Here is a 14,652-nt window from a genome sequence, read left to right on the forward strand (position 1 = left end):
ACTCCGCGATCAAGCGCAGTTGGCTCGCATGTGGCGCAATTGCAGAGCCAAGCATGGCTATACGGGGTGTTCAATTAAATTTGTAGACAATGGCTGGCGTCCGGCTGACCTCTGCCGTGTCATTTCCGTCGTGCCGCAAGGAGCCTGTCATGCCCGCATCCCGCCTTTCCCGCCGCGCAGCCCTGGCCGGCCTTGCTGCCGGAGGCGCGGCACTGGCATCGCCAGCGCTGGCTGTGCCCGATACGGGCAAGAAGCTGAATTTCCTGTATATCATGGCTGATGACATGGGCTATGCCGATGTCTCGTGCTATGGCCGGCGCGATTATGCCACGCCCGCGATCGATGCACTGGCGCAGCAGGGCGTGCGCTTTACCCAGGCCTATGCCAACAGCGCGGTGTGCACCGCTACGCGCGTGGCGCTGATTACCGGGCGCTATCAATATCGCCTGCCGGTGGGGCTGGAAGAGCCGCTGGCACAGCGCGCGATCGGCCTGCCACCCAGCCAACCCACGCTGCCTTCGCTGCTGCGCAAGGTCGGCTATGCCACCGGGCTGATCGGCAAGTGGCATCTGGGCAGCCTGCCCGACTACGATCCGCGATTGAGCGGCTATGACGAATTCTGGGGCATCCGCAGCGGCGCGGTGGACTATTACACCCACGCCACCTCGGGCGGGCGGCCGGATTTGTGGGACGGGGCAACGCCGGTGCAGCAGGCCGGATACCTGACCGATCTCTTGGGTGATCATGCCGTGGCGGCGGTGCGGCGCAATGCCGGCATCGGCAAGCCCTGGCTGCTCAGCCTGCATTTCACCGCGCCGCACTGGCCTTGGGAAACCCCGGACGACGACAGCGAATCAAAGCGGCTGGCCCAGTCCAAAGACCCCGAGGCGCTGATGCACTTCGATGGCGGCAGCCAGAAAACCTATGCCGCGATGGTGCAGCGCCTGGATCTTCAGGTCGGCCGGATTCTCAAGGCACTGGCGGATTCAGGGCAGGCCGACAACACCGTGGTGGTGTTCACCAGCGACAATGGCGGCGAACGCTTTGCCGATACCTGGCCGTTCACCGGGCGCAAGACCGAACTGCTCGAAGGGGGCCTGCGCATCCCTGCGATCGTGCGTTGGCCCGGCCTGAGCCAGCCGGGCAGCACCAGCGCGGCACAGATCATCTCGATGGACTGGCTACCCACGTTCGTCGCTGCGGCGGGCGGCGCGCCCGATCCTGCCTTTGCCCCTGATGGCATTGACATCCGCAGCGCGATTGCCGGTGGTAGCCTGCCGGCACGCACGCTCTATTGGCGCTACAAGCTGCACGATCAGCAGGCGGCGCGGCGTGGCCAATGGAAATACCTGAAAATCGGCGACAATACGTTCCTGTTCGATGTCGAGGCCGATCCCATGGAACGCGCCAATCTGAAAGCGCGCCATCCCGATGTCTTTGCCGCACTGACGCAGGACTGGAACCGCTGGAACGCCACGATGCTGCCGCTCGATCCGCAAAGCTACAGCCATGGGTTTACGGCCAAGACTCTGGCCGATCACTTCATCGCCACGGATTGAGCCAACCCGCTAGGCCTAGGGCAGGGCGTTCAGCCGCAGATAGGCAACAAGGCGCGTTCCCTCGCGCCTTGCCGGCAGTCCACTTGCCATCTGGGGCAGCGGCGCGGCCCGCTGGCCGATCGTGCTACTGGCGCGCAGCCCCAGCGTGAGCCGGCGCGAAACATGGGAAATGCCGGCCTGCAGGTCGGCATAGTCGCCCTGCGGGCGCAGGCGCCAGGCGCTTTCCCCCGGCCGGGCCCGGCCAAGGGAATAGCCGCCGCCGGCATGCAGCGTCAGGGCCGAGCCGGGCACCGCGCCCTGGAGCATGGCGTGTAGATAGAGATTGTCGCCGCCGATCGCTGTTTGCGGCGGGGCATAGTCTGCGCCGATGGCGAGTTGCACCGGGCCCAGCGTGCCGGCCAGGGCGCCGCGCACTTCGCCATAGGCCAGCCGCCCCCGGCCATTGAAACCATGGCCAGCCAGGCCCGCACTCCACTGCCAGCCCGCCACCGTACCGGCAAGGCGCGGGGCGACGACCAAGCCCAGCGTGCTGCCACCATGGCGCGCGCTGCCGCGCAGGGTGGTGACCGCCGCGGCGATGGCAACCCGCTCGTCCGGGGCCCAGTTGCCTGCCAGATGCAGTGCGGCCCGGCCGCCACTCTGGCTTAGGCCGCGCGCCATCCAGTCGCTGGCGGCCTCCACTTCAACATCGATTGGCGCCTCGCCATCCTGGGCCATGGCAAAGGGCACATTGCCAAGGCAGGTGGCCAGGGCCGCGATGGCCCACCTCACCGCGCGGCAAGGGCGTGGGCGGCCTCGATCGCGGCGAGGGCATCGGGGCGATCGCGCTCCATCGCTTCGGCCAGGAACTGCGCAATCTGGGCGGACCGTTGCGCCACCGCCGCCTGCGCGTTTGCATCCTTTCGGCAATGGCCCGGGATCGAATCGCGCCAGGTGCGCGCGCCGGGCAGGCGGTGGGTGAGAGCGGCGTCGGCACCAGGCAGGGCGATCCGCCGCTCTGCCACCACGGTGACCGTCCGCTCGCATCGCTCGCTGCCTTGGCGGGTGGGGGCGTTCATGCCCACGGACTTGTGCCGCGCCTGGGTCTGCGCGCGATAGGTCACATCATAGCTGTTGCCGCGATGGACCACCTGCGTACTTGCCGGCAGCGGCTGCGCCGTGGTGGCGGCCAGTGCCATGATCCCGAGCCAATCGATCATTCTCGCTCTCCCATTTCACATGGGGCGCCAGGCCCCTTGCGCAAGAGCTAGCGTGCATCGGCTTGCAGCGTGTTTCCCGATGGTGAGATTTTCTGGACGAGACGCGCAAAAGATGGCGGCGGCGGCCATGAAAAAACCCCGCCGAAGCGGGGCTTTTCAAGGGTTTCCGATGGTGGGCGTAGCAAGGATTGAACTTGCGACCCCTACGATGTCAACATAGTGCTCTACCACTGAGCTATACGCCCGCACCATCGAATGTCCGTCAGCCTCTCGGCGTCGGGAGCGCCCCACTAACCGCGCCGCCGGGGCTTGGCAAGGGGGCAAATCCGGATTTTTTATGCCGCGTCGGCAAAGATGCGGTCCACTTCCATCACCAGGTCGCGCAGGTGGAAAGGCTTGGACAGCACGCGCGCCTGCGGTGCCTCGCGGTTGGCCTTGAGGGTAACCGCGGCAAAGCCGGTGATGAACATCACCTTGGTGCCCGGGCTGATTTCGCTGCAGCGCTGGGCGAGTTCGATCCCGTCCATTTCGGGCATGACGATGTCCGAGAGCAGCAGGTCGAATGTCTGGCTTTCGAGCAGGGGAACCGCGGCGGTGCCGCGATCGACGGCGACCACGCTGTAGCCGGCGTTTTCCAAGGCGCGGGCAAGGTAGGTGCGCATGGCCTCTTCGTCTTCTGCCAGCAGAATGCGGATCATGTTACCCTTCTGATTTTCCATGTCGTTTTCCAGATGCACCCGGCCCGTGCGCCACGCCGTGACCGGCGCGGGCATCCGGCCGGGGGGCTGCTATAGCGCCCGGCGGGTTAACAATCTTCGGCCAGCATCATCGGCGTGATCGATGCTGGCTGTGGCAGCAGTTTTGCCCAGATGCGCTTTTGACAGAACTGGCAAAGCATTGCAGCCAATGATGATGGATGCAAACGATCGTCCCGCAACCGATTCGTGCCACCTTGGGGCAAGGCCAGGCGGCACCGACCCGGTTTCCCCGGTAATCCACAGCGAAGGCGGCACGATTCCGGGGGAGGGTGGCCCGGCGTTCGTGCTGCAGCGGGCCAACCCTGCGCCGATTCCGGTGATCCTGGCTGTGCCCCATGCCGGGCGGTCCTATCCCGCCGGGGTGTTGGCGGCGATGCGCCAGCCGGCGCAGGCGGCGCGGCGGCTGGAGGATCGCCTGGTCGATCTGGTGGCACAGGCCGTGGCGCGGCACACCGGGGCGGCGCTGCTGGTGGCGCGAGCGCCGCGCGCGATGATCGATCTCAACCGCGCGCCGGATGATCTTGATCGCGAGATGATCGTGCCCGATCCGGCCATGGCGGATTTTCCGCCGCTGCCGCGCGGGCCGATGGCGGCGCGCCGGGCGCATAGCGGGCTGGGGCTGGTCCCCCGCCGGCTGGTCGGGTTGGGCGAAATCTGGCGTCAGCGCACCCCGGCGGCCGAAATCCAGGCGCGCATCGCGCAAATCCATCTGCCCTATCACCAGGCCCTGGCCGACGCGCTGGCTGATCTGGCTGCGCGCTGGGGGGCGGCGCTGTTGATCGACCTGCACTCGATGCCGCCGCTGCCTCGTCGCGATTCGGCGGAGGCGCCACCCACCTATGTGCTGGGCGATCGCTTTGGCGCGGCCTGTGCAGGCGGGGTGATGGGCACCGCCTTTGCCCATCTGGCCAGCTGCGGTGCGCGCGCCGCGCACAACCGGCCCTATGCCGGCGGCTATGGCCTGGAGCGCCAGGCCCGGCGCGAGGCGGGCATTCATGCCATGCAGGTGGAAATCGATCGCAGCGCCTATCTCGATGCCGCATTGGCAGAGCCGGGCGAGGGGCTGGCCGACGTGGTGGAAACGATGACCGGCATGGTGCGGGCGTTGGCGGCCGATGTTGCGGCCATGGGCCAGGCGGCGCAACGCTGGCCCCGCGCGGCGGAGTAGCGACCCGCCCAAACTCCCCAAGAAAAAACCACCTGGAGACAAGCTCCAGGTGGCCAAGGTTCAGGGAGGAGGTGCACCAAGTGCACCAATCAGATCGGGCCATGAGGGGAGCGCCGACCTGATGTGATGAAGATAGGCAACACTTTCCGGCCATGCAAGGGGGTGATGCAGAAATTTATTGCATTTACCGTGAATCTTTGTTTGCTGCGCAGCCCTTTCCTGAACGGCAAATACACTTGGCGTTAAGCATGCGGCCAAGCTCGGGTGATTCCTCACAATTTGTGACACCGGCGCGCGTCAGGATGAAGACAGACTTGCGGGCAATCCACGAAAAAGCCCCCGCCGTTGCCGGCAGGGGCTTGTCTGATTCGGCGCTTTAACCCGGAGCAGGGCGGCCGGCGTACCGACCACCCTGCTGGATCAGAGTGCGGGCACTGCCACCGGAGCCGGGGCCTTGCCCTGCTCGGCCTGGATGCCGAAGATCGTGCTCATCAGGTCGAGCGAGAAGATGTGCGCATAGAGCAGCGGCAGCAGGCCGCTCTGGGCCCAGCCGCGCAGCACGTCGCCACGGATTTCGCGCAGCTTTTCCTGATTCACCATCTGGAAGCCGCGATAGATGAACGGCTGGTCCACACCGGTCTGCTGAATGGCGACTTCGCCTTCCATCAGCAGGTTGTGCTTCTTGAGCTCATCGATGAACGCCTGGGTGCGCTGGCCGGCCTGTTCGAACTGCTCGCAGAACTGCAGGGCCTGCTTGGTGGCTTCGCTCGGCTGGTCGCCGTCGAACAGCGGTTCGCCATCTTCGAATTCGCCAACCAGGCCGCTCGACGGATCGAAGCACAGCGACAGATCGTCGCTGTCGGGCATCAGCTTGGCGAGCATGAAGGGATAGCGGCGGGCATAGGCCGGCAGATAGACCGGCTGGTCGATCTTGCCTTCTTCGTTGACGAAGACGTTGACGCCTTCGTTCAGGCCCATCAGCGCCAGCGGCACGGGATTGTCACCCGAGGCGAAGATGATGGGGAAGTGACGGGCCGCCTGCGGGAACTCTTCCACGGTCAACGGGATGGCGTGCTGGCCGATCAGCCAGGGGGCCGACTGGGCGCCGCGCGCGCGCCACGTGGCGTGGTCGCGCGTGTTGAGGGGCATGAGGTCCTGGTAGAACAGGGGCAGGTTGGCTTGCGGCGCGCTGGCCATGAACTCTCTCCGAAAACAATAACGGGCCCGTGGCCAGCACGGGCGCGCGCCGGGCATAAGGCCTCAACCCGGCAGTGACAAGCGCAAGGCCGCGCCGGACTGGGGGGTTATCGGCCAAAACGTTCCCGATTCGCTATCGGGCTGGAATCGGCCGCCCCCCGGCGCGGGTGTCAGATCAGCTTGCCGGGGTTCATCAGCCCCTGGGGATCGAGCGCCTGCTTTACATGGCGCAGGATGGACAGCGCCACCGGATCGCCCAGCCGCGCCAGTTCATCGCGCTTCAACTGGCCGATGCCGTGCTCGGCCGAGATCGAGCCACCCCAGGCCGTGACCATGTCGTGGACCTGGCGGCTGATCGCCTTGCCGTCGCCCGCTTCCCAGCTGGCGCGGTCGACCCCTTGCGGGGCGATCACGTGGAAATGGATATTGCCATCGCCGAGGTGGCCAAATCCGACGGCGCGGGTGCCGGGCCACTGCGCCTCGAACTGGGGCACCGCTTCCTCGACGAAGGCGGGCATCTTTTCCACCGGCACGCTGATATCGTGCTGGACCGCCGGGCCCAGCGCGCGTTCGGCCGGCGCAATGGATTCGCGCAGGTTCCAGAATGCCTCGGCCTGGGTTTCGTTGGCAGCCATGGTGGCATCGTCGATCAGCCCGGCCTCAAACGCTTCTTCCAGCACGCGCTGGGCCAGGTCGGGCAGGCGTTCGGCACCATCGGCATCGGCGACCATTTCGATCAGCACGTGCCAGGCGTGGTCTTCGGCCAGCGGCTGGCGCGCGCCGGGCAGATAGTCGCGCACCGCGTCAAGGCTGTGCTGGGGCATCACTTCGAAGCCTTCCAGCGCCTGGCCGGCCAGACGTTCGGCCAGCAGCAACAGTTCACGCGCCTTGGGCAGGCTTTGCGTGCCGGCCCACAGCACTTCGCGCGCCGCCACGGCGGGCTCCAGCTTGAGCGTGGCGGCGGTGACCACGCCCAGCGTGCCTTCCGATCCGATCAGCAACTGCTTGAGATCGAAACCGCGGTTGTCCTTCTTGAGCGGCACCAGCTGGTTGAACACGGTGCCATCGGGCATCACCGCCTCGAGCCCCAGCACCAGCGCGCGCATCGAGCCATGGCGCAGCACCTGCGTGCCGCCGGCGTTGGTGGAGATCAACCCGCCGACCGTGGCCGAACCCTTGCCGCCCAGCGACAGCGGGAAGCGCAGGCCCTTGGCTTCGGCCGCCTCGTGCAGCACTTGCAGGATGACGCCGGCCTCGCACGTGGCGCTGCGCGTGGCGGTATCGACGCTGCGGATCGCATTCATGCGGCGCAGCGAGAGCACCACGGCGTGGCCGGTCTCATCCGGCGTGGCGCCGCCAGACATGCCACTGTTGCCGCCCTGCGGCACGATCGGCACATTGTGCGCCGCGCACAGGCGCACCAGGCCGGCTACTTCGTCGGTCGTGGCGGGCGAGGCCATGCCCAGGGCACGACCGGTAAAGCGCTGGCGCCAGTCGGTCAGCCAGGGAGAGATCGCATCGGGATCGGTGGTAAAGCCCTTCGCGCCCAACAGGGCAGCGGCGGCTTCCAGGAAAGGCGCGGTTTCCGCGCGGGGTGCAAGCGTTTCGACCATGGCCTCCGGCTACGCCGCTGCGCGCCGCGCAGCAATTCCTTTTTCATCGTGGCCGGGTTAAGGCGTTGTTCAAGCGCTGGCTGCAAGGCACAGTGCCTGCCTCTTGGAGGCTTGTCGGTTCGGGCCAGGTGCCAAGGGGGGCGCTAAGGTCACGGACATGAGGGATCGTTGGTTTTTGCCGATTTGCTGATGCCTGGTCTGGTCCATCCCTTGTTGGCCATGGCGGCGCTTGCGAGCGTTGCCATCGGGCCTGACGCCGTGAGCACGGCGCCGGCTGGTGCAGTCGCTTCTGCGCCGGTCAGCCAGGCCATGCCCGCCGCCAGCCTGCCCCAGCCGCTGCGCGATGCCGCATCGGGCCCGATGAGCCAGGCTGCGCCAGACCTGCTGGATGATCCCGGCGCGCTGGCCGATGGCCTGGCCGATGAAACCTGGCGCCAGGTGCGCATCGAGCAGCGCCTGATCATCCGCATTACCCCCGGCATCATGGGCCGCGACATGCCGCCGCCACCGCCCATGCCCCAGCCCATGATGGTGCTGCGTGGGCGCCATGGCGGGGGGTGCGTGGCGCTGGGCGGGATCGCGGCGATCGCGCCGTCTTCGTCGGACAGCCAGATCGTCCTGCTGCTCAGAGACCGTCGCCAGGTTGTCGCCAGCCTGGAAAAAACCTGCAATGCCCGCGATTTCTATGTCGGTTTCTATGCCGAAAGAAGCAGTGATGGGATGCTCTGCACCGGGCGTGACGTGATCCATTCGCGTGCCGGGGCCAGTTGCATGATCACCCGCCTGCGCGAGGTGGGCCGCTGAGTGCGCAGGCACATGCGGCTTTCCTTGACTTTCCGGCAGGTTTCGGCATAGCGGGCCCGCATTGAGTGTCGGGTCGCAAGTGGCCCGTACCGGTGGCCTTGCATCCAGGGTGGCGGCACACGCACGGTGTCTCGTTGCCAGGCTGGCGGGCCATCCTGCTTTCGGAACATAACCTGCATGAAGTTCGCCGATCTCGGCCTCTCTGATGAATTGCTTAAGTCGGTCATCGACGCCGGCTATGACGAGCCGACTCCGATCCAGGCCCAGGCCATCCCCTCGGTCTTGATGATGCGCGACATCATCGGCATCGCCCAGACCGGCACCGGCAAGACGGCCGGCTTCGTGCTGCCGATGATCGACATTCTGGCCCACGGCCGGCGCCGCGCCCTGATGCCGCGCTCGCTGATTCTCGAGCCGACGCGCGAACTGGCTGCGCAGGTTGCCGAAAACTTTGAAAAGTACGGCAAGAACCACGATCTCAAGATGGCCCTGCTGATCGGCGGGGTGCAGATGGGCGATCAGGTCAAGGCCCTGCAAGACGGTGTCGACGTGCTGATCGCCACCCCTGGCCGCCTGATGGACCTGTTCGAGCGCGGCAAGATCCTGCTCACCGGCTGCGAACTGCTGGTGATCGACGAAGCCGATCGCATGCTCGACATGGGCTTCATCCCCGATATCGAATCGATCTGTTCCAAGCTGCCGTCGCAGCGCCAGACCTTGCTGTTTTCGGCCACGATGCCGCCGCCGATCAAGAAGCTGGCGGATCGCTTCCTGTCGAATCCCAAGTCGATCGAAGTGGCGCGCCCGGCCAGCACGAACATCAACATCGTGCAGCACAAGGTGAAGGTGGCCAGCCGTGCCAAGCGCGAGGCGCTGCGCCACCTGCTGCGCACCGACAACGTGAGCACCGCGATCGTCTTCTGCAACCGCAAGACGACCGTGCGCGAACTGGCCAAGAGCCTAAAGAGCCATGGCTTTTCCGCGGGAGAAATCCATGGGGACATGGATCAGTCGGCGCGCAACGCCGAACTGCAGAAGTTCAAGGACGGCGTGATCAACATCCTCGTGGCGTCTGATGTCGCCGCACGCGGGCTTGACGTGAAGGGGGTGAGCCATGTGTTCAACTTCGACACGCCGTGGCACCCGGACGATTACGTGCACCGCATCGGCCGCACCGGCCGTGGCGGCGCCACTGGCCGTGCGTTCACGCTGGTCAGCCCGGAAGACGCCGAAGCGATCGACAATGTCGAAAAACTGACTGGTGGCGCGATTCCGGTGATGACGCTGGATATCGGTGCCGCCGCAGAAGCGGACGAGCGCCCGGCGCGCAAGAGCCGCGACAAGGCCGAAAAGCCGCAGCGCGCGCCCAAGGCGGAAAAGGCCGCTTCCGAAAAGCCCACCCGCCGCAAGAAGGACGCTGCCCCGGCGGCAGAGGACACCCCGGCGCACACCGAAAGCGCCCGGGAAGAGCCCCGTCGTGATGCCCCCCGTCGTGATGATAATCGCCGCGACGACTATCGCCGCGACGACTATCGCCGCGACGATTACCGGGCTGACGCTGGCCGTAGCGATTCCGGCCGCCAGGGCGATCGTCGCCGCGAATACCGCAGCGAGCCGCCCAGCCCGCCGGGCGAATGGAACGGCCCGATCCCCAACTTCCTGCACGTTTCCGCGCTTTGAGCCAGGTCGCGCCGGCTTGATCCGGCGCGTACTGGCCCCAGCGGCCTGGGCCTTTGGGGCAAAGAAGCGAAATATCGCGGCATTTCATCAAGCTGTCACGTAATCCGGGATGAAGGGGCACAACCCCTTCCTGCCAGGACCAACGCCATGCAGTTTCACCGCCGCCAGATCATCAAGACCGCCATGTTCGGCACGGGCGCCTTGCTCCTGCCCGATTGGGTGCGCGCCGCCGACCTGTTGGGCGCGCGCGGGTTTACCCATGGCGTCGCCAGTGGCGAGCCCGGCGCGCACGAGATCCTGCTGTGGACACGCTATGTGCCCACCGACGGCGGCGTGGCGGATGTGGCGGTAGAGCTTTCCGAGACTCCCGAATTTGCCCGCGCGATGGCCGCCGGCACGATGCAGACCGGCCCGTGGCGGGATCACACCGTCAAGATCGTCGCCACTGGCCTCACCCCGGCACGGACCTATTACTATCGTTTCATCGCGCCCGATGGCAGCAAATCGCCAGTCGGCCGTACCCGCACGCTGCCGGCCGATGGCCAGCAGCCGTGGCGCGCTGCAGTGTTTTCCTGTTCCAACATGCCGTTCGGCTGGTTCAATGCCTATGCCCACGCCGCGCGCAACGATGCGTTCGATTGCACCATTCACCTGGGCGACTATTTCTATGAATACGCGCCCGGCCACTATCCGCTGCCCAAGGATAGCCTGGCCGGACGCACCGTGCTGCCCGATGCCAACACGGTGCATGTGGCCGATTATCGCCTGCGCTATGCCAGCTATCGCGCCGATCCCGATCTTCAGGCGCTGCACGCCCGCTTTCCGATGATCGCGCAGTGGGACGATCACGAAAGCGCCAATGACAGCTGGGCCGGCGGCGCGCAGCACCACGACCCCGCCACCGAAGGCGATTGGAACGTGCGCAAGGACGCCGCGATGCAGGTCTATCGCGAATGGATGCCGGTGAGCGAGGCGCCGTGGAAGGCCTATGACATCGGCGGCCTGGCCACGCTGTTCCGCACCGAAACCCGCCTGCTCGGCCGCACCCAGCAGCCCGATGTGGCGCCGCTGTTCCAGGCGGCCGATCCCATCGCCGCGCTCAAGGCATTCCGCGATGGCGCCTGGCAGGACCCGGCCGCCACGATGATGGGCAGCGAGCAGGAAGCCTGGCTGGCCAGCGCGATGCAGGCCTCGGTCAAGAGCGGGCGGCCCTGGCAGATCGTGGGCTTTGGCACGATCATGGGCGAAACGGTGATGCCGGCCACGGCGCAGGATTGGGTGCGCGGCCAGTCGGAACAGGCCGCCCGCTATGTCGGCAGCGGGATCATGGCGGCCAAGCTGGGCCTGCCGTTCAATTACGACAACTGGGGCGGCTATCCGGCGGCGCGTGCCCGCTTCCTGCGCAGCGTGCAGGCGATGGGCGGCAACACCGTGGTGATCTCGGGCGATAGCCACAACGCCTGGGCCTATAACCTGCGCCAGGATGGCCAGGCCACGGCAGTGGAATTTGCCGGGCATTCGGTAACCTCGCCCGGCTTCGAACACGATGTCGGCGTGGCGCCGCAAACAGTGGCAGCGGGCCTGGTAGCGGCCAATCCCGAACTGGCGTGGTGCGATACGGCGCAGCGCGGCTACATGGCGCTGACTGTCACGCCGCAGGCAGTAACCAACGAATGGGTGATGATGGACACGATCGACCAGCGCAACGCGGCCGGCCGGGTGGGCCATCGCGCCACCGTGCGGCCGGGCCGCCACGCGATGGACGCGTGATCACCGCCTGATCTGCTTGGGCATCAGAAACACGACATAGCCCTTGAACTGCGGCTCTCGGGCCAGGTCAGGGGGCGGCGTCCAGGCGCCGCCCTCGGCCAGGGCCACGCGGAACGGCAGCGGGAAATGCGCCATCTTGCGGAAATAGGCATCATAGCCGGGGATCGTGGTGCGTCCCTGATAGGTTTGCACCACCACTTCATCGATCACCGGCTTGAGCCGTGCCAGCGCGGCAGGGTCGCCATTGGCACTCCAATCCATCAGGCCAGTGATCGACAGGCGCCAGGGGCGGGGCAGGTGGCTGCGCGCATCGGCCAGGAACGCGCCATAGCGATCGAGCCCCTGCGTGGCCGCATCGAAATCGATCTGCAGGCCCGCGAGATGGTTGCCGGCGGCCTGCCAGCGCTCCATGTCGGCCACGATCACCGCCCAGGTGCGTGGTGAAAGGTCGAGCCGATCGATCCGCACCACCAGCCACAGCTGGGCATCGGGCAGGCGTGGCAAGCCGGCGCGCAGCCGGGTGAACCGCGCCGGGCCGGGCCGGCGGCGCACTTCGCCATCGAGCAGGTAGAGCGTGTGCGCGGTCAGGTCTGCGGCGGGCCGCACACCCGGCCAGACATAGAACGCGTCAAAGCCATGGGGATCGACCGCCGGGCCTTGCGCCTTGGCTGCCTGGGTGGCGTCGGTGGCCGCCGGGGCGGGCTGCTGCCGGTTGCAAGCCGATAGCAGGGCCAAGCCGGCCAGGATGATGGCCTGGCGCTTCACCAGTAATAGCGCAGGGACTTGGCCCAGCGGCTTTGTGGATAGCGGGCCTTGAGTTCATCGTACCAGGCCTTGCGCTGCGCCTTGGGTACTTCCTGCGCCTGCATCGCGTCATAACTGGTGGCTGGCCCGGCGCAGCCGTTATAGCCCGATGGCGAATAGCACATTACCGCGCGATAGAGCGCGTAGGCGCGCAGGTCTGGCGCGGCGGCCTTGTCGGCAATGATCGCGGTGTAGATCGCATCGCGCCACAGCGGCGTGCCGGGGAACAGATCGCGGCCACGGCCAAGCTGGTCCACCTGATCCGACGGGGCATAAAGCGCAAAGCCGTCAAAGCCATTGAGGCGATAGAATTCGCCCAGGCACACCCGCGCTGCCGCGTTCGCCGGCGTGCGCGCCAGCGTGGCGACGGTCTGCGCCAGCGGTGGGCAGGGCCAGCCATTGCTCCATTGCCCCATGGTGAACCGCTGCGCCGGCGGTGTGCCGAGGCCGCTGCCATACCACGAGGTCAGGTCTGCCTTGGGCGCCGATGGCACTAGCGCCAGATCGCGGTCCACATCGCCATAGGCGCCGCGCGTCAAGCCCTTGTAGAGCAGGGTGAAGCGGGCAACGTTGCGCTCTTCATCGGGCCGCGTGGCATCGGTGGCAGTGGCGCGCAGCATGGACGGCGCCGCCATGGTTTGCAGCATCAACTGGCGCAGCGTAGTGTCCGATACCGGAGAGGCGCTGGCCAGGGCCTGGTCGATCCGCCCGTCGCGCTGCCAGCGCAGCGCCAGGCCGAGCTGTGCCAGCTGGCCCTGCCACAGCCCCTTGGCGCCACCCAGCAACTCCCGCCAGAAGCCAGCCTCGTTGGCGTCGTGCGCCTTGGCCAGGGCCATGCCGCGCAAGACCTGGCGGCTGAACGCCAGCGGGGTATAGGAGGGCGCGCGCGCGGCATCGGGCAGCCGCGCCAGGATCGTGCGCGGCGCCTCGCCGTCATAATAGCTGCGCGTGGCATCGAGCAGGCCATAGAGATCGCCGTCCCCGGCAAAGGCTGGTGCCTGCGCCGCGAGGGTGGTGGCGGCAAGCGGCATCGGCTTGGCCGGATCGCTGGGCCGCATCGCCTTGAGATCGGCGATCGCCATGAGCAGCGGCGTCTTTTTCGCGGCCATGATCGCCTGGACGCCCTCGTCACGCTGCAACAGGGCGTTGTCGATTTCCTCGGCAAGATCGGCGGCCGCCTCGCTGCTGCCCGGCGTAGCCCGCAGCATGGCTTCATAGCGGGCGGCGAGTGCGGCGTCCTGCCCGGTCAGCCACAGCACCCGGCGGCGCAAGCCTTGTGCCGATGCGGCATAGCGCCCTTGCGGATAGGCCTTGAGATAGGCGTCAATCGCCGCGCCCGCCGCCTGGGCCTGCGCCTTGTCGACTTTGTCCAGGCCGGCAAAATCGCCGTACTTGTCGATCGCGCCGGCCACCGCGCTGCGCAGCGCGACACGGATCTTCATGTAGCTGGCGGTTTCACGCAGCCAAGGGGAGGCGCTGGTTTCCAGGGCAGCAAAGCGGCTGCGCGCGCTTGGATAATTCCCGCGATAGAAATCGTCGGCGGCAGCCAGATACTCCAGGTACTTGCCGGCCAGAACATCGGGAAACGCCGTTGCGGGCAAGGGGTCGGTGCAGCCGACCTTGGCGCGCATTGCCATCAAGGTGTCACGATAGCCCTGCGGTATATCGTCGGCCGCCATGGCCGCCGCAAAGGCATCCTGCGCCGTCTTGGGCGGGGCGCGTTGGGCGGCGGTCGTGTCGCTGGCGGCCGGCTCCGGCTCGGGCGCTTGCGGCCACAGTGTTTCGCGCAGGCCCCGCCAGCTGAAGAACACGTGGCCAAGCTGCTGGTCATCCCATTCCGGCTTGGCATAGGCCAGACCCGCCTCGCTCGCCGGGGCGAGGCTGCGGATCAGCAGCAGCAGGTTGATCCGCGTATCGTTGCCGGGATTGAGCATCGCGCGGCCTTCGCAGGCATAGTCTGGCGAATCGAGCCGCCAGACCGGCGAGCACGAGCTATCCGCGCAGGCCCAGGCAACCGTTGCCGCAAGGCCGCTCGCCCCGGCCAAGGCCGCCACCCACGCCGCGCCACGCTGCCATGCCCGCATCTCTATCCCCCTGTGG

The 14,652-nt window shown here is 66.9% G+C and carries 12 protein-coding genes and 1 tRNA gene; 5 read left to right on the forward strand and 8 right to left on the reverse strand.

Annotated elements, in window-relative coordinates; all coding sequences use genetic code 11:
* The first annotated feature begins 149 nt into the window (after positions 1-149).
* Positions 150-1,559: a sulfatase gene (locus tag IP65_RS12265; RefSeq protein ID WP_054131939.1), complete on the forward strand. Its 1,410-nt coding sequence runs from the start codon at positions 150-152 to the stop codon at positions 1,557-1,559.
* 15 nt (positions 1,560-1,574) lie between these two features.
* On the opposite strand, the gene IP65_RS12270 is transcribed toward IP65_RS12265, so the two are convergent.
* The 4 genes from IP65_RS12270 to cpdR all read right to left on the reverse strand — a co-directional run bounded on the left by IP65_RS12270 (position 1,575) and on the right by cpdR (position 3,456).
* Positions 1,575-2,330 (reverse strand): hypothetical protein, encoded by a 756-nt coding sequence (locus IP65_RS12270; protein WP_054131940.1) that lies wholly within the window; start codon positions 2,328-2,330, stop codon positions 1,575-1,577.
* Positions 2,327-2,758 carry a hypothetical protein gene (locus tag IP65_RS12275; RefSeq protein ID WP_054131941.1) on the reverse strand — a complete coding sequence of 144 codons (432 nt, stop codon included), beginning with the start codon at positions 2,756-2,758 and terminating at the stop codon, positions 2,327-2,329. The genes IP65_RS12270 and IP65_RS12275 overlap by 4 nt, the downstream gene beginning before the upstream one ends.
* Positions 2,759-2,928: 170 nt before the next feature.
* Positions 2,929-3,003 (reverse strand) — tRNA-Val (locus IP65_RS12280).
* Positions 3,004-3,093: 90 nt separating this feature from the next.
* Positions 3,094-3,456: a cell cycle two-component system response regulator CpdR gene (gene cpdR, locus IP65_RS12285; protein ID WP_028657389.1), complete on the reverse strand. Its 363-nt coding sequence runs from the start codon at positions 3,454-3,456 to the stop codon at positions 3,094-3,096.
* A 208-nt stretch (positions 3,457-3,664) separates the two neighbouring features.
* Here cpdR and IP65_RS12290 point away from each other — a divergent pair, with 208 nt between their 5' ends.
* Positions 3,665-4,684, forward strand: coding sequence for an N-formylglutamate amidohydrolase (locus IP65_RS12290; RefSeq protein ID WP_231627678.1), 1,020 nt, complete (start codon positions 3,665-3,667; stop codon positions 4,682-4,684).
* A 420-nt stretch (positions 4,685-5,104) separates the two neighbouring features.
* Here IP65_RS12290 and IP65_RS12295 read toward each other — a convergent pair whose 3' ends face one another.
* Both IP65_RS12295 and IP65_RS12300 read right to left on the reverse strand, forming a co-directional pair.
* Positions 5,105-5,881, reverse strand: a complete 777-nt coding sequence (locus IP65_RS12295) for a SapC family protein (RefSeq protein ID WP_022674549.1) — start codon at positions 5,879-5,881, stop codon at positions 5,105-5,107.
* A 170-nt stretch (positions 5,882-6,051) separates the two neighbouring features.
* Positions 6,052-7,494 carry an FAD-binding oxidoreductase gene (locus IP65_RS12300; protein ID WP_022674550.1) on the reverse strand — a complete coding sequence of 481 codons (1,443 nt, stop codon included), beginning with the start codon at positions 7,492-7,494 and terminating at the stop codon, positions 6,052-6,054.
* A 219-nt stretch (positions 7,495-7,713) separates the two neighbouring features.
* Between IP65_RS12300 and IP65_RS12305 the strand changes: the two genes are divergently transcribed.
* The 3 genes from IP65_RS12305 to IP65_RS12315 all read left to right on the forward strand — a co-directional run bounded on the left by IP65_RS12305 (position 7,714) and on the right by IP65_RS12315 (position 11,748).
* A complete protein-coding gene (locus tag IP65_RS12305) occupies positions 7,714-8,298 on the forward strand; it encodes a hypothetical protein (RefSeq protein WP_051146207.1) in 585 nt (194 codons plus the stop codon).
* A gap of 177 nt (positions 8,299-8,475) precedes the next feature.
* The gene (locus IP65_RS12310; RefSeq protein ID WP_054131942.1) at positions 8,476-9,978 is read left to right on the forward strand and encodes a DEAD/DEAH box helicase; all 1,503 of its coding nucleotides are present in this window, start codon (positions 8,476-8,478) and stop codon (positions 9,976-9,978) included.
* A gap of 147 nt (positions 9,979-10,125) precedes the next feature.
* Positions 10,126-11,748 carry an alkaline phosphatase gene (locus IP65_RS12315; RefSeq protein ID WP_022674553.1) on the forward strand — a complete coding sequence of 541 codons (1,623 nt, stop codon included), beginning with the start codon at positions 10,126-10,128 and terminating at the stop codon, positions 11,746-11,748.
* Here the strand turns inward: IP65_RS12315 and IP65_RS12320 are convergent, their stop codons facing one another.
* Positions 11,749-12,513 carry a DUF3142 domain-containing protein gene (locus IP65_RS12320; RefSeq protein ID WP_231627679.1) on the reverse strand — a complete coding sequence of 255 codons (765 nt, stop codon included), beginning with the start codon at positions 12,511-12,513 and terminating at the stop codon, positions 11,749-11,751. It lies immediately after the preceding gene.
* A complete protein-coding gene (locus IP65_RS12325; protein WP_156306580.1) occupies positions 12,510-14,636 on the reverse strand; it encodes a hypothetical protein in 2,127 nt (708 codons plus the stop codon). Before IP65_RS12325 ends, IP65_RS12320 begins: the two co-directional genes overlap by 4 nt.
* Positions 14,637-14,652 lie beyond the last annotated feature (16 nt).

The sequence above is a fragment of the Novosphingobium sp. AAP1 genome, from assembly GCF_001295765.1.
GTDB classification, from domain to species: Bacteria; Pseudomonadota; Alphaproteobacteria; order Sphingomonadales; family Sphingomonadaceae; genus Novosphingobium; species Novosphingobium capsulatum.